Raw genomic sequence first — 19,602 nt, forward strand, 5'->3', positions numbered from 1 at the left:
GCAGGGACCAACCAGGGACGCTCTCGCGGCCGACGGGCTCGTCGCGCCACGAATGCATTTGCATCACGTCTCAGCAACAGGTGCGCCGGTATCTAGAAGGCGTAGCGGAAGAGCCGATCATAGTTTCGCCACGTCGGGACGGCGTGCGCGGCGCGGTACAACAACCGCTGCCGAGCAGGCGAAATCTTCTCGAATCCGGCCATCACGGGACTGTCGTCGACAAGCCGGATCCGATCATCCCAGCGGGTGATCTCGAGACCGTCGCGGGTTCCCCACTTGATGATTCCCCCCATCGCCACCTTGGAGAGCCGTGGACCCATCTTCGAAAGCAGGTCAGCGTGCAGCTCTCCGGAGTCGAAGCGGTCAACTAGCCGGTGGAGGAGTTCGGCCACGTCGGCAGGGTTCAGATACATGAGTAGGCCTTCGGCGACGATCAGGACGGGACCGCCAGTGGGTAGCTCATCAATCCAAGGCGACTCGGTCACCGACGACGCGACCATCCGATAGGCCTCGGACTCGGCATACAACTGCCGACGAAGCGCGATGACCTGTGGAAGGTCGACGTCGAACCACCGCACACGCCCCGCGCCCAGGCGAAACGCTCGACTGTGCAGCCCGCACCCCAGATGCAGCACCACCGCCTCGGGTTCGCGATCCAGATATTCGGCGATCCACGCATCGAACTGCGAGCTGCGCAGGGCCACCATGTACTGATTGGCCGCTGGGCGGACGAAACGATGAATGCGCTCGAAGTCGTATTCGATACGCGCGACGTCCTGTGCCGCCATGTGATCGCCCAGGATTGGCCGCTCCACCTGACTCTCGCAGGCACGAAGGTAAAGCATGCACAACATCGTCCACTCCACCGATTTCCACGGCACCGCCGTGAAGTCCACCTTGCCGGTCTGAGCACCAACCGGGTCGATCGGCTCGGGACCTCCTGGATTCGTCACAAACTCCCCCTAAGCAATGTGGTTTCGGCCCACCAAAGCAGCCCCCGCAGGATACCGACGGGTTAGCCTGCCGCTGTGCCTCGATCGGTCGACTTCTGTGTCAAATCTCCCGCCAGTGTCGAGCAGATTCACTCGGCGTTCTCCGACGAGAACTACTGGCAGACGCGGCTGGCGGAGTTCGGGGGATTCGGCACGCTGGACTCATTGGTCATCGATTCCGACCGCGCCGCGACGGTGGTCATCATCCAAAAACTGCGCCACGAAGGGCTGCCCAAGATCGTGGCGAGGTTCTTCCCACGCGACTGGAAGGTCGTGCAAAAGGAAACGTGGCGCCCGATCGGCGACGGTCTGGTGCGCGGAGAGATCGACATCGCATCGCACGGAGCGCCGGGATCCGGGTCTGGCGTAGCTTTGCTGGCGCCGACGGAAAGCGGTTCGCGCCTTGACTGCAACGCGACAGTGGAATTCAGGGTCCCGTTGGTCGGCGGCAAAATCGAGAGCATGATCGGCCACATGTTGAGTCAGCAGTTCAACATCATCGAGCGCTTCACCACGAAGTGGATCACGGAGCAGGCCTGACAGCCTGTGGTGCCGCGCGCTCGTCCCAGATACCGACCACGCTGCGTGGGTATCCCTGGGGTATGAGACCAGGACCTAGGCTGGGCACATGCGGTTAGGCAGACGACGCGACGTCACCCGTGACTTCGATGCGAGTTACAACGAGCACGCGGTCGTCGCAACCGGGCCCGAGCAGGAGGCGGCCGGAGTCAAGGCAGTCATGGTGTCACTGCAACGCGGCCTCAAGTCGATGGGGGTTTGGCGCACAGGCGCATCCCTGGTCCGCCTGAACCAACGTCACGGCTTCGACTGCCCCGGCTGCGCATGGCCCGAGGAGCATGGTGGCCGCAAGTTCGCCGAGTTCTGCGAGAACGGTGCGAAGGCCGTCGCCGAAGAGGCGACCAAGCGCGTCGTCACCCCCGACTTCTTCGCGCGGCACTCGATCGCCGACCTCGACGGTCGACCCGAGTACTGGCTCTCGCAGCAGGGCCGACTCACCCACCCGATGGTGCTGCGCCCTGGCGACGATCACTACCGCGCCATCGAATGGGACGAGGCCTACCAGTTGATCGCCGACGAGTTGCGCGAACTCGATCACCCCGACGAAGCCGTCTTCTATACCTCTGGGCGCACCAGCAACGAGGCGGCGTTTCTCTACCAGCTGATGGTCCGCAGCTTCGGCACGAACAACCTGCCTGACTGCTCCAATATGTGTCACGAATCCTCGGGCGCGGCATTGGTCGAAGCCATCGGCGTGGGCAAGGGCTCGGTCACCGTCGAAGACGTCGCCAACGCTGACCTGATCGTGATCGCGGGTCAGAATCCCGGCACCAACCATCCCCGGATGCTGTCGGTGCTGGAAAAGGCGAAAGCCAACGGCGCGAAAATCATTGCGATCAATCCGCTACCAGAGGCCGGGCTGATCCGATTCAAGGACCCGCAAAAGGTGCACGGCGTCGTGGGCCACGGGGTGCCCATCGCCGACGAGTTCGTGCAGATCCGCCTCGGCGGCGACATGGCGCTCTTTGCGGGGCTGGGCCGCCTGCTACTGGAGGCCCAGGACGATGCCGGTCCGCGCGTGCAGATTGTCGACCGCGAATTCATCGAGCAGCACTGCGCGAATTTCGCCGAGTACGAAGCCCAGACGCGGGCCGTCGACCTCGACACCGTGTTGGAGGCGACCGGTATCGAGCGTGCGCAACTCGAGAAGGTCGCGCAAATGATGATCGACTCCGAACGCATCGTCGCGTGCTGGGCCATGGGACTGACCCAGCACAAGCACGCTGTTCCGATGATCTCGGAGATCACCAACGTGCTGCTGATGCGCGGCATGATCGGTAAGCCCGGTGCCGGATTGTGCCCCGTGCGTGGACATTCCAACGTGCAGGGCGACCGCACGATGGGCATTTGGGAGAAGATGCCCGAGAGTTTCCTGGCCGCGCTCGACAAGCACTTCGGTATCGTCAGCCCGCGCAAGCACGGCGTCGACACCGTCGATGCGATCCGCGCCATGCGCGACGGTCACGCGAAAGTCTTCATGGGCATGGGCGGTAACTTCGCGACGGCGACTCCCGATACCGCCGTCACCGAAGCCGCATTGCGCAACTGCTCACTTACCGTGCAGGTTTCGACGAAGCTCAACCGCAGCCACGTGGTGCACGGCCGCTCGGCATTGATCCTGCCGTCACTGGGCCGCACCGACCGCGACATTCAGCGCGGCGTCAAACAGCAAGTTTCCGTCGAGGATTCGATGTCGATGGTGCACTTGTCGCGCGGCAGCCTGAACCCGCCGTCCGATCACGTCCGCAGCGAGGTCGCGATCGTCTGCCAACTGGCACGCACACTGCTCGGACCCGACCACCCCGTGCCATGGGAAGTGTTCAACGACGACTACGACACCATCCGCGGCGCGATCGCCGCCGTGGTGCCCGGCTGTGACGACTACAACCACAAGGTGCGCGCACCCGATGGTTTCCAGTTGCCGCACGGCCCTCGGGATTCTCGCATATTCCCTACGAGCACAGGCAAAGCCAACTTCGCCGTGAATCCGCTGCAGTGGGTGCCGATCCCCGAGGGCAGGCTGATTCTGCAGACGCTGCGCAGCCACGACCAGTACAACACCACAATCTACGGCCTCGACGATCGCTACCGAGGCGTGAAGGGCGGCCGCCGAGTCGTGTTCGTCAACAAGGCGGACATCGAGCGGTTCGGATTGTGCGAGGGTGACCGGGTCGACCTCGTGTCCGAATTCCCCGGGGGCGACGGCGAACTCCAGGAGCGCTGCGCCAAGGACTTCATGGTGGTGGCGTACGAGACCCCGGTTGGTAATGCCGCCGCCTACTATCCGGAGACCAACGCGTTGGTTCCGCTCGATCACGTTGCCGAGAAGTCGAATACACCGGTGTCCAAGGCCGTGGTGATCCGCCTGGAGCGCTCCGCCGGTGTCCGCGCCGAAGATCGGGTGGTCAGCTAGTGGGCCGCGTGACAGCGCGCCGCCGCGTCCATCACGTCACCGCCGGCGATACCATCGCCCGGCCCGACACCCTGGTAGTCGAGGAGCCGCTCGAGATTCGGATCGACGGCAAACCGCTGACGGTCACGATGCGCACCCCGGGCTCGGATATCGAACTCGCCCAAGGCTTCCTGCTCACTGAGGGCATCATCGCAAACCGTGACGATGTGCTGACGGTGCGCTACTGCAAGGGAGCGGGCCCCGACCAAGTCAACACATACAACGTGCTCGACGTGACCCTGGCGCCGGAGGTCCCGCCGCCTGACGTTGATATGACCCGGAACTTCTACGCGACCTCGTCGTGCGGCGTGTGCGGTAAGGCCTCACTGGATGCGGTCCGAACGATCAGCAAGCACGGCCCCGGCGACGACCCGACCACGGTCACTGCCGAAACACTTTCCGACCTTCCCGACCGCTTACGCGACGAGCAGAAGGTGTTCGCCAGCACCGGCGGACTGCACGGTGCGGCGCTGTTCGACGTCGACGGCACCACGTTGGTGGTGCGCGAAGACATCGGCCGTCACAACGCCGTCGACAAGGTCATCGGCTGGGCACTGGAGAACGACCGGATACCCCTGAGCGCCACCGTTCTCCTGGTCAGCGGGCGCGCCTCGTTCGAACTCACCCAGAAAGCAGTGATGGCCGGCATCCCAGTGCTCGCCGCGGTTTCCGCGCCGTCGTCACTGGCCGTCGACCTCGCCAGTCAGTCCGGTCTGACACTCGTCGCCTTCCTCCGCGGCGACTCGATGAACGTCTATACGAGACCGGACCGCGTGACGCACTAGGCGGCTCGAAAGCGCAACCAGCGCATCACAAATTGCCCCGGACAATAGTGACATTTAACTTGACAGTCACTGTCATCTTCTGAAGACTGTGGCTCCCGGGCAGGAATTCGGTCTGGCGAGAGGTGTGCATGCCCGATTCGATTCCGCTGCGCGAGCGGCAACGCAACGCACTGCGCGCCGACATTCAGCATGCTGCCCTGCGATTGTTCGCCGCAAAGGGTTTCGACAACGTCAGTACCGAGGCGATCGCCGAAGCGGTAGGCATTTCGCCGAGTACCTTTTTCCGGCACGTCCCGAGCAAGGAACACCTTTTACTGGGCGCCACCCAGCGTGGACGCGAGCAAATCGTCGCCAACTTTCGTGCCCGCCCCGCCGGCGAGGACGTCGCGGACTCCATCGCCGCGGCCATCCTCGCCCGCACCTCGCAGTTCCTGGACGACGACGAGACACTCGAACTGTGGCGCCGGGCGATGGCGTCGGCTCCGGCAGAGTTGCGGCGAGCCTCCCTACTGAGTCGCGAGGACTGCGACGAGCTCATCGACGCAGTTGCCCTCCGCCTCAACGACACCGCCGCCGGGTCCGACATCCGGGCCGGCGTACTCGTCCGCGCCACCGTCGCTGCGGCCGAATATGCCTATGAGTGGTGGCTCACCTACGACCAGAACGAGTCACTACACACCCTCACGGAGCGGGCTCTCCAGCTGGTCACCCGTGGACTCGACAGTCCGGCGCGGACCATACGGCGTCGGCGATAGCAAGAACCTCTGTCTTTCAATAGTTCTCATCGATGAGCGCCGAACTGCGGCGCGGCGCGGCCGGCCAACAAGGGCAGATCGAGATACGTTTTGATGCCGGGTTCGGCGTCGACGACGTACGGGATCGCGCTGACACAGTGGTTGGCGGTGGCGACGATACCGGGGTTGCGCACGAGGCCCTGCTCGATGGTGTCCGGCTGCAGACCTTTGAACGTGAGCAACACGTCGGGGTCTCCGGTGATCTCGACCTCGAATCGTTCTCCCTCAGGTCCGAAACTCCACGCCGGGTCGAAGTTCTCCTCCCCCATGAACCAGTTGACTGTTGCCGTGACGACCGGTGTCCCATCCACGACGGCGCGCCAGTGGAACTTCCTGGCGGCGACCTGACCCGGCTCGATGACACCGACGGGGGTATCGAGCGGCGCAGTCGCCACGGCAACCTCCTGCACGGACTCGAGTTCGGGATCGGCGTCGAAACCCATCTCCGCCACGATCATTCGAACCGACGCCTTGAATCCGGCGCCCAGCAATTCGACGATCGGACCTGCCATCGCTTCTTCGGGCGAGACGCCGAATCCCATGATGTAGCGCACCACGTCGGGGGCGTTGTAGGTGCGGATGTCACTGAACTCCTCCGACCGCACGTGCGTCACCCCCGCACTCAGCGCCGAGACCATCAGCGGGAACCGCTCGGTGATGCCTCCGGGGTGAATACCGGTGCCGTGCAGAGTACTTTCGCCGTCGGCGCAGGCATCGAGGATGGCCTTGCAGTTATCAAGATCGGGATAGACCCAACCTACCGGGGTGACCACATTCTTGCCGGAGCGCAGGAGCGCGACGACCTCGTCCTCGTTCGGCAGCAGCGGACTGTAGACCACGCAGTCGGCGTCGAGAGCGAGGATGTCTTCCATGCTGGTCGTCGCCGTGACACCGATCGGGTCGCGGCCGACGAGTTCGCCGATGTCCTTGCCGTGCTTGCCCTCTGAGTGCACCCAGGCGCCCACCAACTCGAGGTCGGGATGCGCGAGCACCCCCTCGATCGCTGCTCGTCCCACGCCACCAGTCGCCCACTGCACCACGCGAATCGCCATGGCGACCATTCAAGTCGTGATTGACAGTGACTGTCAAGATAGCAGTAACTATCACATGAGTGAGAGCGGGCGCTAAAGGCTCACCGCGTCACGGGGTGTCGAGACGCGGCGGGGTGATGTTTCGGTCGGGGCGTGGCTCCGGAACGGACATACCCGGACTCGGGACCCAACCGGACTCGACCAGCAACTCGCCCACTTCCGCGATGTTCATCAGATCGAGTTCGTAGTCGAACAGGCCGTCGCCCGCGTAGTGCAGCACCGAGAACGCCGGCGCCTGATATGGCGTGCCGTCTGCGCGTGTCCCGGCCAAGCGATTCCACCAGTACGTGACGAGGCGATCACCGTCGACCATGGTCCATTCCTCCGGGAAACTCCATCCTTCGAAGCCGACCATCGACCGGTCGAAGAACGCCGCGATCTCGTCGCGCCCTTGCACCCGGCCAAAGGCCGGGTCGATGAATACCGCATCCTCGGTGAACCACTCGCCGATGGTCGACCAAGGCGCCGCGCCAGCGACACAACGTTCACGCTGTGCGACATAACGCCGGTATGAATCCAGCGCCTCCAGCTCGCGCTCGTTCAGCTCTGCCATGGTCTCCCTACCTGTGCGTGTGAAGTGTCCGACTCGAGGAACGAGCCAGCGCCGACAACCGAGAGCCCGACACTAACGCTTCTACCTGCGATCTCCACCAGTTCTCCAGATAACCTCCAAGCTTGCGCACGCGCCGATCGCGAGCATCGATGCATGCCAGAAATCCTCATCCCCTCGCTGTCCCCCACCGGCCACATCGGACCACTGCTGAATGTCGCACGGGGTCTGGTCGACCGTGGCGACCGCGTCACCGTCCTGACGGCCGCCGCACATGCCGACAAGATTCGAGCCGTCGGCGCCATCCCCGCCGCGATTCCCGCGGAAGCCGATTTCGATTTGACTCGACTCGACCTCGACCTGCCAGGTCGTGCGGAAACGTCCGGCGTCAAGAGAATCAACTTCGACATCCAGCGCATCTTCCTGCAGCCGATGCCATTGCTCACGCGCGCACTGTCGGAGGCGATGGCACAGACGCGCTTCGATGCGATCCTCGCCGATTCCGCCTACTTCGGGATCCTGCCGTTCCTGCTCGGTGATGCCGCCGCCCGTCCGCCGATGCTGAGCTACAGCACGATGCCGCTGATGGTGAGCAGCCGCGACACCGCCCCCTTCGGTCTGGGCATGACTCCGTCCTCGACCACACTGGGGCGGCTGCGCAACCGGGCACTGACGACGCTGTCGCACAAGGTGCTGTTGCGCGAGTGCCAGAACACGGCCAATCTGCTACTCGATCGCTTGAACAGCCGGCAACTGCCCACGTTCATCCTCGACTCCGGGGTACTGGCGGACCGCTACATCGCACCCACGGTGCCTGAATTCGACTATCCCCGAAGCGATCTACCCTCGAATGTGCGCTACGTCGGTGCTGTTCATCCCCGTCCGGCGCGGGGGTTCCGCCCGCCACCGTGGTGGTCGGAACTCGACGGCGACCGGCCCGTCGTGCATGTCACCCAGGGCACCATCGACAACGCCGACCTCGGCCGCCTGCTCGAACCCACCATCGATGCGCTCGGCGGTGAGGACGTCATCGTGGTGGCCACCACCGGTGGCCGCGACGTGTCCCAGCTGAAGGTCCCGCTTCCGTTGAATGCCTATGTCGCCGAATACATCCCGCACGACGTCCTGCTGCCCAAGGTGGACGTGATGGTCACCAACGGCGGGTTCGGCGCGGTGCAGCGAGCGTTGTCGATGGGTGTTCCGCTGGTGGTCGCCGGCAATACGGAGGACAAGCCGGAAGTCGCGGCGCGCGTCGCGTGGAGCGGTGCCGGCGTCAACCTCAAGACCGGGACGCCGAGCCCGAGGGTCATCCGCGCCGCGGTCCGCAAGGTGCTGGGCGACGACAGCTATCTGCGTGCCGCGCGGAAGCTGGAGGCGGCCTTCGCGAGACGTGACGGGGTGGCCGAGATCGCCGCGCTGATCGACGAGGTCATCGCCGAGCGCCAGGCGGTGCAGCGATGAGCCCGTGCGCCGACCCATTCGGCCACCCATCCCTGCGCAAGAGGCACCCAGGATCAGCTGGCGTAGTCGGCTACGCGTGCCGCTAGCGAGCATTCGGACGACGGTGAAGCCATGGTTGAGCGGCTGCAGTACATCGCGGTAGCGACGTTCCTCGTGTGGGGGCTGGTGAGCTCGCTGGCCCACACAACGCGGCGCTGAAGGCTAAGCGCTCTTCTCGCGACGCTCGTTGCGGGGCGGCTTGCGGGGAACGATCGTCGGAAGGACGTTGTCCTCGACGGTCTCCTTGGTCACGACCACCTTGGCGACGTCGTCGCGGCTGGGGATGTCGTACATCACCGGCAGCAGGACTTCTTCCATGATGGCGCGCAGGCCGCGGGCACCGGTGCCGCGGTGGATGGCCTGATCGGCGATCGCCTCCAGGGCCGCTTCGTCGAACTCGAGCTCGACGCCGTCCATCTCGAACAGCCGTGTGTACTGCTTCACCAATGCGTTCTTCGGCTCCGACAGAATCGTGACGAGCGACTCCTTGTCGAGGTTCGTCACCGACGCGACGACCGGGAGACGACCGATGAACTCGGGGATCAAGCCGAACTTGATCAGGTCCTCGGGCATGACCTCGGCGAAGTGGTCCTGGGTATCGATCTCCGCCTTGGAGTGCACCTCGGCACCGAAGCCCAGCCCGCGCTTGCCGACGCGGTCGGAGACGATCTTCTCCAGGCCCGCGAACGCACCCGCCACGATGAACAGGACGTTGGTGGTGTCGATCTGGATGAACTCCTGGTGCGGATGCTTGCGGCCGCCCTGCGGCGGCACCGACGCCTGCGTGCCTTCCAGGATCTTCAGCAGCGCCTGTTGCACGCCCTCACCGGAGACATCGCGGGTGATCGACGGGTTCTCGCTCTTGCGGGCGATCTTGTCGACCTCGTCGATGTAGATGATGCCGGTCTCTGCGCGCTTCACGTCGTAGTCGGCGGCCTGAATCAGCTTGAGCAGGATGTTCTCGACGTCCTCGCCGACGTAGCCCGCCTCTGTGAGCGCGGTGGCGTCGGCGATGGCGAACGGGACATTCAGCATCTTCGCCAGCGTCTGCGCGAGGTAGGTCTTGCCGCAGCCGGTGGGGCCGAGCATCAGGATGTTGGACTTGGCCAGCTCGACGGGCTCGGCGCGCGAATCGCGCATCTTCTCGCCGGCCTGGATGCGCTTGTAGTGGTTGTAGACGGCGACGGCCAAGGTGCGCTTGGCGGTGTCCTGTCCGATGACATACCCCTCGAGGAACTCGCGAATCTCCGCAGGCTTAGGCAGCTCGTCGAGTTTCACATCGTCGGCGTCAGCAAGCTCCTCTTCGATGATCTCGTTGCACAGGTCTATGCATTCATCGCAGATATATACGCCGGGGCCCGCAATGAGTTTCTTGACCTGCTTTTGACTCTTCCCGCAGAACGAGCACTTCAGCAGGTCACCGCCGTCTCCGATGCGCGCCATGTGGTGAAGTCCTACTTTCCTGTTCGCAATAAGATCTGATTCGATTCGCTCGAGATCCCACTGGGTGTTGATCCCGACGCTACCCGCTTGTTCCGGCACGAGGCGACCGATAAAGCCGAATCGCGTAGTTGGTATTCACTTGTGTGGGCAGAACATATCGCCTAACCACCCCGCAACCCTCTGGAACGCGCTGCCACGCCCCTGGCGTGTCGCCGCCGTTACCGGTTCGGGAGCCGTCCGCAACCAAAGTACCCGTCGCGTGGGAGTTGCCGGCAACCGCGCGTCCCCGATACCGCAACCCCTACCGGCGACCCGGTCCGACCGGCCCTGGACCCACCGGGCCAGGACCCACCGGGCCAGGACCCACGGGGCCAGGTCCCACCGGACCGACGACTCCGCCGACACCAACGGGTCCGGCAGGCCCCACCACCGGGTTCGGCGGGTTCACGTAGACGGTCGCGTCGACCGGCACGCACGTCACCGTGTACACGTCCCAGTACATGCCGTAAGGGCACGGCGGAGGTGGCGGCGGTGGCGGTGGCGGCTGCGCACCGCCGATCGCGGAAGATCCGAACTGCACCAGTACCGCAGCTGCCGCCGAAGCGAGCACCGCGAGCACCGCCCCGCGAAGTCGTACCCCCACCATCGTGGCAATCCCCCTGTCGCCGTACCCATCTGCACGGTGTCGACAGCTTGCCATGCACGACGGGTCCCGGAGCCCGATTCGGCGGCATTACTGACGCCGGCGCAAGGGTCTGGGAGCTGGGCTCAGGCGGTCTGAGCGGACAGCTTGCGATACTCCAGGACGGTGTCGATCACGCCGTACTCCTTGGCCTCCTCGGCCGTAAGGATCTTGTCGCGATCGGTGTCCTTGCGGATCTGCGCCGCGTCCTTGCCGGTGTGATGGGCCAGCGTCGTCTCCATCAGCGTGCGCATCCGCTCGATCTCCTTGGCCTGGATCTCCAGGTCGGAGAACTGGCCCTGGATGACGCCGGACAGCGCGGGCTGGTGGATCAGGATGCGGGCGTTGGGCAGCGCGAGGCGCTTACCGGGGCTGCCTGCGGCGAGCAGCACGGCGGCGGCCGACGCGGCCTGGCCGAGGCAGACGGTCTGGATGTCTGCGCGAACGTACTGCATGGTGTCGTAGATCGCCATCAGCGAGGTGAAAGAGCCACCCGGCGAGTTGATGTACATGGTGATGTCGCGGTCGGGATCGAGCGACTCGAGGACCAGCAGCTGGGCCATGATGTCGTTCGCCGACGCGTCGTCGACCTGCACGCCGAGGAAGATGATGCGCTCCTCGAACAGCTTGTTGTACGGGTTGGACTCTTTGACACCGAAGCTCGAATGCTCGATGAACGACGGCAGGATGTAGCGGGCCTGGGGCTGGATCACGGCACCGCCGTGGGGTGCCAGGCGAGGGTCAGTCTGCGGATGCAAGTGGTCGGTCATTTGTCTAGTCCTGCGCTCGGGCCAGAGCCGTTGACGCTGGCGCTGGTGATGATGTGGTCGACGAAGCCGTACTCGAGGGCTTCCTGCGCGGTGAACCAGCGGTCGCGGTCGGAGTCGGCTTCGATCCGCTCGAGGGTCTGCCCGGTGAACTCCGCGTTCAGCCGGAACATTTCCTTCTTGATGACCGTGAACTGCTCGGCCTGGATCGCGATGTCGGCGGCGCCGCCGGTGATGCCACCGAGTGGCTGGTGCATCAGGATGCGGGCGTGCGGTAGCGCGTAGCGCTTGCCCTTGGTGCCCGCGGCGAGGAGGAACTCACCCATCGACGCGGCCATCCCCATCGCGTAGGTGGCGACGTCGCACGGCGCGAGGACCATGGTGTCGTAGATCGCCATGCCCGCGCTGATCGATCCGCCCGGCGAGTTGATGTAGAGGTGGATGTCCTTGGTGGGATCCTCGGCCGACAGCAGCAGAATCTGCGCGCACAGCCTATTGGCGATGTCGTCGTCGACCTGTGATCCCAGGAAGATGATGCGCTCGGAGAGCAACCGTTCGTAGACAGAGTCGACGAGGTTCAGTCCGGGCGATGCACCACGCATATCAGTCACGACTGGATACCTGCTTTCTTTCAAGTCCTAACACTCACCGACACTAACCAACCTGTGCGAGCGTGCACTCCCTAGACAGGCCGCTTTCGCTCACAGCGTCACTTGGCGTCGGCGGTTTCCTCGTCAGTCTCGGCCGTTTCGGCCGGGGCCTCGGATGCTTCAGGCGCCTCGGAATCGCCGCCACGACCGAAGAACTCCGAGGTGTCCACGACCTCACCGTTCGAATCGGTGATCGTGGCGCCCTGAACGACCTGCGCCACCGCCAGACCGCGACGGACGTCGGCGAACAGCGCCGCCAACTGGTTGTTCTCCTGCAGGGCGGCGAGCAGCTGCTGCGGCTCCATGCCGTACTGCTGCGACATCAGCATCAGGCGCTGAGTGATGTCGTCCTGACCGACCTCGACGTCGAGCTTGTCGGCGATCGCGTCCACCAGCAGCTGGGTGCTGACGGCTTTCTCCGCGTTGGTGCGGTTCTCCTCGTCGAACTTCTCCCGGCTGCCGCCCTGAGCTTCGAGCGCCTCGGCGAACCGCGCCTCGTCATGGTCCAGCCCGTGGATCGCATTGTGCAGCGCCTCATCCACCTGCGCCTGCACGACGTTCTCGGGCAGCGGCACCTCGACCTGGTCAAGCAGAGCCTCGAGCACCTTGTCCCGGATCAGCTCGGCCTGTTGGACGCGCTTGCGGTTGCGCAGCTGCTCGGTGAGGCTGTTCTTGAGCTCGTCGATGGTGTCGAATTCGCTTGCCAGCTGGGCGAATTCGTCATCGGGCTCGGGCAGCTCGCGCTCCTTGACCGACTTCACGGTGACGGTTACCTGAGCCTCCTCGCCGGCGTGTGCGCCGGCGGCCAGCTTGGTGGTGAAGACGCGGGTCTCCCCCTCCTTGAGGCCGATGATGGCCTCGTCGAGGCCCTCGATCAGCTGGCCGGAACCGATCTCGTGTGAGAGTCCCTCGGTCTTGGCCTCGGGCAGGTCCTCGCCGTCGACGGTCGCGGACAGGTCGATGGAGACGAAGTCGCCATCCTCGGCGGCGCGGTCGACACCGGTCAGCGTGCCGAAGCGGGCGCGGAGGTTCTGCAGCTCGGCGTCCACCTCATCGTCGTTGACCTCGATGGCGTCGACCGTGAGCTCCAGCGCGTCAAGGTCCGGGAGGTCGATCTCGGGGCGGACGTCGACCTCGGCGGTGAATTCGAGATCCTCGCCGTACTCCTTCTTGGTGACCTCGATGTCCGGCTGGCCGATCGGGCGCAGATCCGACGACGTCACCGCCTCGCTGTAGCGGCCGGGGAGTGCGTCGTTGACCACCTGGTCAAGCATGGCCTCACGGCCGAAGCGGGCCTCGAGCAGCTTGCGCGGCGCCTTGCCGGGCCGGAAGCCGGGCAGCCGGACCTGGCTCGCCAGCTGCTTGAAGGCGCGATCGAACTCAGGTTCGAGCTCGGTGAAGGGCACCTCCACGTTGATGCGAACCCTGGTCGGGCTCAACTTCTCGACGGTGCTCTTCACGCTCATGCTCCTCGTTGATCCTGGGTGGGTCTTGCCTATGTAGGGGTGCAGTCGGGGTGACAGGATTTGAACCTGCGGCCTTCCGCTCCCAAAGCGGATGCGCTACCAAGCTGCGCTACACCCCGCGCCTACGCGATCGCTCTCAAAACACAGAACGACCACGCGAGATACTACGGCCTGGACGCGCCCAGCCTTTAATTGGATGATTCCGCGGGCGCCGGTACAGTCTCCTGGTGCAACACACGCGGGCGTAGCTCAATGGTAGAGCCCTAGTCTTCCAAACTAGCTACGCGGGTTCGATTCCCGTCGCCCGCTCCACTAACGCCCCTGATCGGGGCGTATTTGCTGCGTACGAACAATTTGAGGGGCGGTGGCTGGCCCGTCTTTGGCCCGTCTCGGCAGCAGAATGGATGCCTGCGCGAGGGCGAAGCATGTTTGCCGTACCCGCCGCGGCGGTAACACCTCCGTTGCCAGCTTCTCCAGGGGGTATCAGTGGGCAGCGCTCAATCGTTCGTGCAACGAGTCGGGACGGCGGTCGTCGCGACGACGGCGTTGGCGACACTCATGACGGGTTGCGGCGAGGACGACCGAGTGACAGCCGAGTCCGTCTACAACAAGTGCAAACAGGACTCGTCAAACATCGAGCTTTCAGAGGACAAGAAGGCCATCGAATATAACTTCTTCGCGGGCACAGAGTCCGCCGAGGCCGTCTACGAGTGCCTCTTGAAGGAAACCCATGCGCCATCGAACGTCGATTACCAAGTCAAAGAGACACGCCCTATCGACGGAACTCAGAACGCCGATTGGGAGGGCTGGAAAATGCTCTGGACCTACGAGGGTCGCGGCGACGGCACCCGAATTCACTTGAGTCAGGCCTAACGGCGGCGCAATTAGCTCCGAAGCCGGATCACGTTGGTTGCGCGACTAGTGGGCACCGCCATCGCACCAAGCGCTGCCATCACCTCACTGTGATCCTCGGTCGGCAGGTGCGCGTAGACCGATTCCGTCGTGCTCAGCTTCGCATGGCCCATGAATCGACTGATTTCAAACATCGGGACGCCAGCCGCGACACACAGGTGGCATACGTGCGCCGCAGCCCGCGCCAGCGGAGGCCGGACGCAATGCCCGCACCGCCGTTGTTGGCGCGCAGTACCGCAGCCGGAACACCGCTTTAGAGAGAGTTGTGCCCAGCGCGCACGGCGCTACTGCGCCTCGCAGTCGCCTTCGGCTTTTCGCTCATCGATCATCTGTTGAACGGGCTCACCAAGGTCCTCCGCGAACTCCGGTGTCGGCAGCAAGAGCAAGAGCCACTGGCCGCCCTCGTATACGAGGTCCGCCGGAAGCTTGAACTCCATCGCCTCAAGGCGAGTGATCGCCTTGTCCGGACCGTCGAGGCGTACACCGTTAACTGTTGACGGCAGCTTCGTGAGGGAACTCGTGCACGTCTCGCTGACGGTTACGTAGTTCTCCTGGCTGATGCCCTCGCGAACCTGCTCGCTGAACAAGAGCCAGACGCCCGCGTAGTCACCTGCCGCTCTGCGGTCTACCCACTCTTGCGCTACTGCGGTCGCGGCTTCAAGCGTCTTCGGCTGTGCCGGTGCCGTGGTTGCGGTGGCGGCGTTGGCACTGGTGGCAAATGACGACGCGGTGGGGCTGTCGCTGTCGGTCACGGTGGACCCGCAGCCGGTGAGAGTGAACGCGATCAGAACGGAGGCAGCGACGGTGCGTGACATGCCGGTGAGGCTATGGGTTGGGCCAGGGGCGGTCGTCGGGTGTTCGATTTGCTGGCGACAGATGCCCTCGGCCCGTCCGTGGCCCGTACGCAAGGACATTGCTGGACACGCCGTGAAAGTTGTTGGCACGGTGCGCTAATCGGGCGGACTAACCCCCGATAGGGTCGTCAACTGTCGGAGTATCCGCCGCATACCCAGCGAAGGCGGAGTCTGCCGTCACCCGCCGTCGGCTGAATCGAGAGCCGCCACATTCAGCAGTAGTTCCGAGCCCGACAGCGGAGTCACGCGCCGACCTCGCCAAATGCTGGGCGCCCAGCGCGCCGAGGGCTGTCATCGCGAGCCAGTAATCGTTCTCGCGCAAGTGGTGTCATCGCGGTGTTGCCGACTTCGCAGCCGCCGCAGGCTATCCGAAGCCCGAGCGTGACGACGTCGTGGCACCGGCCGATGTGCAGTGGTCCCGGCCACAGGCAACCTCCGGCGTCGACAGCTGGACCGCGCTACTGTCGGTCCAGTGTCGCGCCGAAGCGGCGGCCGCCCCTACGGACCGACGCTGGTGTCCGTGGTGGTGTTCCCCGTGTTCGTGCTTCCGTTGTTGCCCGTGGTCGCGCTCTGCGCGCCGCTGGCGTTCGGCCCGAATCCGCTAAATTGAGCGTTGATGTTGTTGCCCGAGAACACATTGAAGGTGTTCGGGTTGTTCGTTCCGGTGTTGCCGAAGAAGTTGGTACTCGGGAACGTCGGGAACAGGCTGGGAGTCTGCGTGACGGTGCAGGTTGTCGGGTTGGTGGTGTTCCCGCTGGTGTTGTTGCCCGTGCTCGAGGTTTGGCTGCTGCTCAGATTTCCTCCGGTGAAGTTGCCTTGGAAGTTCAGGTTGTTACCAGAGCCGTAGTTGAGTGTGTTCGGGTTGTTGGTGCCGGTGTTCCCGAAGACTACGAATCGTTTACCGCAGGCCGCGTTTGCTTCCGGCGCGGTAGCCGTCGATAAGCTGAGCGCAACACCGCTCAAAGCCATACTGCCCGCGACCAAGCCGACGCCCACGGTCCGATTGAACGCCGGGCGCTTACGCGACATCCTGTGATTTGCCATTTTGCTGATCTCCTTCGCTCTCTGTGGTTGTTAAATACGAGTTAGTCAATTTGCTGTCTGAATGCGCACAGAATTGAGCCGGGGCCAATTCCGACCGGAGAATTGTGATGGATTGCGATCCGTCGCTGCGACATCATGGAAGCGGGGGGCGAACGCTGTGAGTGGATGCAGACCAACGACGACTGGCGCAACTGGACGATATTTGCGCGTGGCGCCATCACCGACTGCTCCCTCCCGTGCCTGCAGCGAGTCAGGTACGGATCGACGGTATTCCTTTGCCAGAGACTGTGTCAAGTATCACAGCTAGCTATCTGGCGAATTAGAAGGCCGATCTGTAGGAAATTTTATTCACGTTTGAGTCAATATAGTGCTACGGATTCCTGCGCGATCAAGCAACCTGGCCAAACAGGCTGTCGTACTCGCCGATCGCACCGAATCCATCTGAGATGAGTGTGAATCTTGGCTGGCTGAAGACGGTTGCATGCGCAAGTATCTCGGTCGGGTAACGGGGCGCTTTGAGCAACGCGCATGCTGTCAGCAACGTATTGCGATCCAAATCGGACCAAAGAGCTACGAAATCCAGTGAACTTAGTTTCTGTGTATAGCAATCGTCGATTCCTTGCATGGAACCCTCAGCGTAGTAGCTGGGCCGAGGCGGGCGACGCGCCGCCGAAACGCGTCGCACCACTCGGACCCGACCGAGCAAGGCGCGGCGGAGCTGTTGCAGCGATGACGGCACCGAGCGATGTCGTGTATGAGTCAAGCCGAGCCAATGTTCGGAGCGGCGGCCCATGCAGAGGGTGAAATGTTTAGGAGATCAGATTTTTGCTGATTCATTTCGAACCGGCTTGAGTAATACCGCACAGTCAAATTACGGATCGGAGCTGTGCAAACAGGCAATCACATCCGCGATTGAGGATTATCGGCATGACGCCTCATTATTTTGCCTAGTCAACCAATCCGCTGATATACCCCATCGGTCCCTTGCGGTCGGAGCGTCAGAACGCGCATGCTGTTTGCTACCTAGGACAACGGCACCTTCGATCCGCAGGGAGGCACAGTGGCATCCCGACGAACCAACCATTTTTCTGCGTATCTCCTGCTGCCCTCTGCGTCGATCGCAGTGGCTGGCGCAATCTTCGGCGCTACCTCCTGGTCGATGGCGGTCGCGCAACCCGAGCCGCTGGACGTCTGCGGCCAGACAATTGCCGACGTCCTGCAGGACATCCAGGGGGTGGGCGTGCCGGGAGCATCTGATCCGAATCGCCTGAACCCGAACGGCAGCGGCGCGACCGTAAACATCAACAGCGGCAACAACATATCTGTTCAGAGCGGCCCCAATAACACCAACGTTCAATCGACGACTGTTGGCGACAACTCTTCGATCAACGCGAACAATTCGTTCACGTGTTGTGTAAACGGCCGCTGCTGCGTCTCCTTGGACGGTGGCCCCGCGGCCTGCACGCCGTAGTCATCCCAGAATCGGTCCGCCGTCGGCACACCGGTTGCCGAGGTGACGAGCACGTCCGAGGCATCCGGCACCGGGGGCAATTTCCATCGTGACCATCGAGGACCGCCACCGGGCGCTCACTGTTCGGGCGTCTTCTGGATTGCGACCAGGGTGACGTCATCCAGCGCAGCGCCGGCCTCGGCGAGGGCACGCGCTCGAGAGCACAACTCGACGGGATCGGGATATTGGGCGACGAACTCCAACGCAGGACGGACATCGGTGCCGTCACCGATCAGATCCAGCACGCCGTCGGACGCGATGACAAGCGTTTCACCGTCTTCGAGCATCACGTCGTGCGACACCCACTCCTCGTCGGGCATGACGCCGAGCGGCAGACCCTCGCTCGACAACCGTTCGACGACACCGGTTTTCCGCACTATCAGGGCGAGACCATGTCCGGCGTCGACGTAGCGCACTGCTCCCGTGGCGATATCCAGTCGCGCATGAAACAGCGTGACGAAGGTTTCGGTGCTGGTGAGATCGTCGGACAGTTGCGCCGACACGGAGTTCACCGCGTCGGCGAGGTCGGCACTGTGATCCATTTCGTCGACCGCCCGCGACGCCGCGCGAAGGGCTGATCGCACGCTGGCGGTCAGGATCGCGGCGCCGAGTCCCTTTCCCATCACGTCGGCGACGGTGAAGATCACGCCGCGCTGCGAGCTGTAATGGTCGTAGAAGTCGCCGCCGACCGCGAAGGCGGGCAAACACAAGGCGCACACGGTGTATCCCGGCAGATCGCCGAGCGGTCGCGGCAGCAGATGACTTTGCACCTGTGTTGCACGATCCATCTCATCGAACCGTTCCAGTTCCCGCTGAACCCAACCGGCCAACTCGCGAAACGTCTCGACCTGCTCGCTGTCGAGCGAACGCGGTTTCGTGTCGTAGATGCAGAAGGTGCCGACAGGGTGACCGCCAGGGCCGAACAGTGGGTAGCCGGCGTAGAAGCGGACGCCGCCTTCGGCCTTGATCGCGGGCAGTTCGCAGAAATCCGGTTCCTGGCGCGCATCCTCGATGATCAGGGCCGGTTCGTCGACGTTCATGTACACGCGCGCGATGGTCGCCCGACAGATGGTCTGCTCCCGGGGCACCGTGCCGGCCAGGTCAAGGCCATCGTTCTGTTTGAACCACTGGCAATCACGATCGATCAGCGACACCGCGGCCATTGGCACGCCGAACACCTGTCGCGCCATCCGGGTGATGCGGGAAAATCGCTCCTCGGGTTCTGAGCCCAGCAAGTGCAACTGCTCGACAGAGCGCATCCGGGCATCTTCGACCTCGGGAGCGAGCACGAAGCCTTCACCGACGACTTCGGCTGACATGGCCTCACGCCCGAGCTCTTGAACCACGCGTCCCCCATCGATCGATCCCCGCGTTACGCGAAACGATATTTGGCAGAGCAGGGTGGTGTACGCGATTGCCGAAAGGCAGCAATCGCGGTGGGGAGCACCGGCCTGTGCGGTCTGCCGAGATTCGAGGCGCGCGCACGCATTGTGGTCGAGAATTCATCGGGATCGCGGACTCTCCTCGCGAC

General features: G+C 63.7%; 18 protein-coding genes and 2 tRNA genes. 8 read left to right on the forward strand and 12 right to left on the reverse strand.

The annotated features are described in order from the left end of the window. Positions 1–92: 92 nt before the first annotated feature. The gene (locus G6N42_RS11990; RefSeq protein WP_163737387.1) at positions 93–854 is read right to left on the reverse strand and encodes a class I SAM-dependent methyltransferase; all 762 of its coding nucleotides are present in this window, start codon (positions 852–854) and stop codon (positions 93–95) included. Between the two features lie 174 nt (positions 855–1,028). Here G6N42_RS11990 and G6N42_RS11995 point away from each other — a divergent pair, with 174 nt between their 5' ends. The 4 genes from G6N42_RS11995 to G6N42_RS12010 all read left to right on the forward strand — a co-directional run bounded on the left by G6N42_RS11995 (position 1,029) and on the right by G6N42_RS12010 (position 5,563). After that, a complete protein-coding gene (locus tag G6N42_RS11995; protein WP_163729793.1) occupies positions 1,029–1,532 on the forward strand; it encodes a DUF2505 domain-containing protein in 504 nt (167 codons plus the stop codon). A gap of 88 nt (positions 1,533–1,620) precedes the next feature. Further along, a complete protein-coding gene (locus tag G6N42_RS12000; protein WP_163729794.1) occupies positions 1,621–3,984 on the forward strand; it encodes an FdhF/YdeP family oxidoreductase in 2,364 nt (787 codons plus the stop codon). Then, positions 3,984–4,808: a formate dehydrogenase accessory sulfurtransferase FdhD gene (gene fdhD / locus G6N42_RS12005; RefSeq protein WP_163729795.1), complete on the forward strand. Its 825-nt coding sequence runs from the start codon at positions 3,984–3,986 to the stop codon at positions 4,806–4,808. The genes G6N42_RS12000 and fdhD overlap by 1 nt, the downstream gene beginning before the upstream one ends. 128 nt (positions 4,809–4,936) lie before the next feature. Next, the gene (locus G6N42_RS12010; protein WP_163729796.1) at positions 4,937–5,563 is read left to right on the forward strand and encodes a TetR family transcriptional regulator; all 627 of its coding nucleotides are present in this window, start codon (positions 4,937–4,939) and stop codon (positions 5,561–5,563) included. Between the two features lie 26 nt (positions 5,564–5,589). Here the strand turns inward: G6N42_RS12010 and G6N42_RS12015 are convergent, their stop codons facing one another. After that, entirely contained in the window at positions 5,590–6,654 is a 1,065-nt protein-coding gene (locus G6N42_RS12015; RefSeq protein ID WP_434059577.1) for an NAD(P)H-dependent amine dehydrogenase family protein, read from the reverse strand. A gap of 88 nt (positions 6,655–6,742) precedes the next feature. After that, on the reverse strand, positions 6,743–7,246 hold the full coding sequence (locus G6N42_RS12020; protein WP_163729798.1) for a nuclear transport factor 2 family protein: 504 nt from the start codon (positions 7,244–7,246) through the stop codon (positions 6,743–6,745). Between the two features lie 153 nt (positions 7,247–7,399). On the opposite strand from G6N42_RS12020, the gene G6N42_RS12025 reads away from it, so the two are divergent. Continuing rightward, positions 7,400–8,704, forward strand: coding sequence for a nucleotide disphospho-sugar-binding domain-containing protein (locus G6N42_RS12025; protein WP_163729799.1), 1,305 nt, complete (start codon positions 7,400–7,402; stop codon positions 8,702–8,704). 201 nt (positions 8,705–8,905) lie between these two features. Here the strand turns inward: G6N42_RS12025 and clpX are convergent, their stop codons facing one another. The 6 genes from clpX to G6N42_RS12055 form a co-directional block, all read right to left on the reverse strand. Then, positions 8,906–10,186: an ATP-dependent Clp protease ATP-binding subunit ClpX gene (clpX, locus tag G6N42_RS12030; RefSeq protein WP_163729800.1), complete on the reverse strand. Its 1,281-nt coding sequence runs from the start codon at positions 10,184–10,186 to the stop codon at positions 8,906–8,908. A gap of 301 nt (positions 10,187–10,487) precedes the next feature. Then, positions 10,488–10,832, reverse strand: coding sequence for a hypothetical protein (locus tag G6N42_RS12035; RefSeq protein WP_163724403.1), 345 nt, complete (start codon positions 10,830–10,832; stop codon positions 10,488–10,490). A gap of 122 nt (positions 10,833–10,954) precedes the next feature. Beyond that, entirely contained in the window at positions 10,955–11,638 is a 684-nt protein-coding gene (clpP2, locus tag G6N42_RS12040) for an ATP-dependent CLP protease proteolytic subunit ClpP2 (RefSeq protein WP_163729801.1), read from the reverse strand. Then, the gene (locus G6N42_RS12045; RefSeq protein ID WP_163737391.1) at positions 11,635–12,237 is read right to left on the reverse strand and encodes an ATP-dependent Clp protease proteolytic subunit; all 603 of its coding nucleotides are present in this window, start codon (positions 12,235–12,237) and stop codon (positions 11,635–11,637) included. The genes clpP2 and G6N42_RS12045 overlap by 4 nt, the downstream gene beginning before the upstream one ends. Before the next feature lie 107 nt (positions 12,238–12,344). Beyond that, positions 12,345–13,745, reverse strand: coding sequence for a trigger factor (gene tig, locus G6N42_RS12050; protein ID WP_163737393.1), 1,401 nt, complete (start codon positions 13,743–13,745; stop codon positions 12,345–12,347). A gap of 51 nt (positions 13,746–13,796) precedes the next feature. Continuing rightward, positions 13,797–13,870, reverse strand: a tRNA-Pro gene (locus G6N42_RS12055). Positions 13,871–13,989: 119 nt separating this feature from the next. On the opposite strand from G6N42_RS12055, the gene G6N42_RS12060 reads away from it, so the two are divergent. Next, positions 13,990–14,063, forward strand: a tRNA-Gly gene (locus G6N42_RS12060). Between the two features lie 174 nt (positions 14,064–14,237). After that, complete coding sequence (locus G6N42_RS12065) at positions 14,238–14,624, forward strand: hypothetical protein (protein WP_163729802.1); 387 nt, start codon at positions 14,238–14,240, stop codon at positions 14,622–14,624. 323 nt (positions 14,625–14,947) lie between these two features. Here G6N42_RS12065 and G6N42_RS12070 read toward each other — a convergent pair whose 3' ends face one another. Together G6N42_RS12070 and G6N42_RS12075 are read right to left on the reverse strand one after the other, a co-directional pair. Then, a complete protein-coding gene (locus G6N42_RS12070; RefSeq protein WP_163729803.1) occupies positions 14,948–15,478 on the reverse strand; it encodes a hypothetical protein in 531 nt (176 codons plus the stop codon). 537 nt (positions 15,479–16,015) lie between these two features. After that, a complete protein-coding gene (locus G6N42_RS12075; protein ID WP_163729804.1) occupies positions 16,016–16,513 on the reverse strand; it encodes a hypothetical protein in 498 nt (165 codons plus the stop codon). A 1,108-nt stretch (positions 16,514–17,621) separates the two neighbouring features. Between G6N42_RS12075 and G6N42_RS12080 the strand changes: the two genes are divergently transcribed. Further along, entirely contained in the window at positions 17,622–18,032 is a 411-nt protein-coding gene (locus tag G6N42_RS12080; RefSeq protein ID WP_163729805.1) for a hypothetical protein, read from the forward strand. A gap of 116 nt (positions 18,033–18,148) precedes the next feature. Here G6N42_RS12080 and G6N42_RS12085 read toward each other — a convergent pair whose 3' ends face one another. Beyond that, positions 18,149–19,390, reverse strand: a complete 1,242-nt coding sequence (locus tag G6N42_RS12085; protein WP_163729806.1) for a SpoIIE family protein phosphatase — start codon at positions 19,388–19,390, stop codon at positions 18,149–18,151. Positions 19,391–19,602: the final 212 nt, after the last annotated feature.

Source organism: Mycobacterium gallinarum, from assembly GCF_010726765.1.
Taxonomy (GTDB): Bacteria; Actinomycetota; Actinomycetes; order Mycobacteriales; family Mycobacteriaceae; genus Mycobacterium; species Mycobacterium gallinarum.

Excerpts from the sequence above, each read along its gene's own strand:
- G6N42_RS11990 (WP_163737387.1), bottom strand. The coding sequence starts at position 854 with ATGTTGTGCATGCTTTACCTTCGTGCCTGCGAGAGTCAGGTGGAGCGG.
- G6N42_RS12000 (WP_163729794.1), top strand. The coding sequence starts at position 1,621 with ATGCGGTTAGGCAGACGACGCGACGTCACCCGTGACTTCGATGCGAGT.
- G6N42_RS12010 (WP_163729796.1), top strand. The coding sequence starts at position 4,937 with ATGCCCGATTCGATTCCGCTGCGCGAGCGGCAACGCAACGCACTGCGC.
- G6N42_RS12015 (WP_434059577.1), bottom strand. The coding sequence starts at position 6,654 with ATGGCGATTCGCGTGGTGCAGTGGGCGACTGGTGGCGTGGGACGAGCA.
- G6N42_RS12020 (WP_163729798.1), bottom strand. The coding sequence starts at position 7,246 with ATGGCAGAGCTGAACGAGCGCGAGCTGGAGGCGCTGGATTCATACCGG.
- G6N42_RS12025 (WP_163729799.1), top strand. The coding sequence starts at position 7,400 with ATGCCAGAAATCCTCATCCCCTCGCTGTCCCCCACCGGCCACATCGGA.
- clpX (WP_163729800.1), bottom strand. The coding sequence starts at position 10,186 with ATGGCGCGCATCGGAGACGGCGGTGACCTGCTGAAGTGCTCGTTCTGC.
- G6N42_RS12035 (WP_163724403.1), bottom strand. The coding sequence starts at position 10,832 with ATGGTGGGGGTACGACTTCGCGGGGCGGTGCTCGCGGTGCTCGCTTCG.
- clpP2 (WP_163729801.1), bottom strand. The coding sequence starts at position 11,638 with ATGACCGACCACTTGCATCCGCAGACTGACCCTCGCCTGGCACCCCAC.
- G6N42_RS12045 (WP_163737391.1), bottom strand. The coding sequence starts at position 12,237 with ATGCGTGGTGCATCGCCCGGACTGAACCTCGTCGACTCTGTCTACGAA.
- G6N42_RS12070 (WP_163729803.1), bottom strand. The coding sequence starts at position 15,478 with ATGTCACGCACCGTCGCTGCCTCCGTTCTGATCGCGTTCACTCTCACC.
- G6N42_RS12085 (WP_163729806.1), bottom strand. The coding sequence starts at position 19,390 with ATGTCAGCCGAAGTCGTCGGTGAAGGCTTCGTGCTCGCTCCCGAGGTC.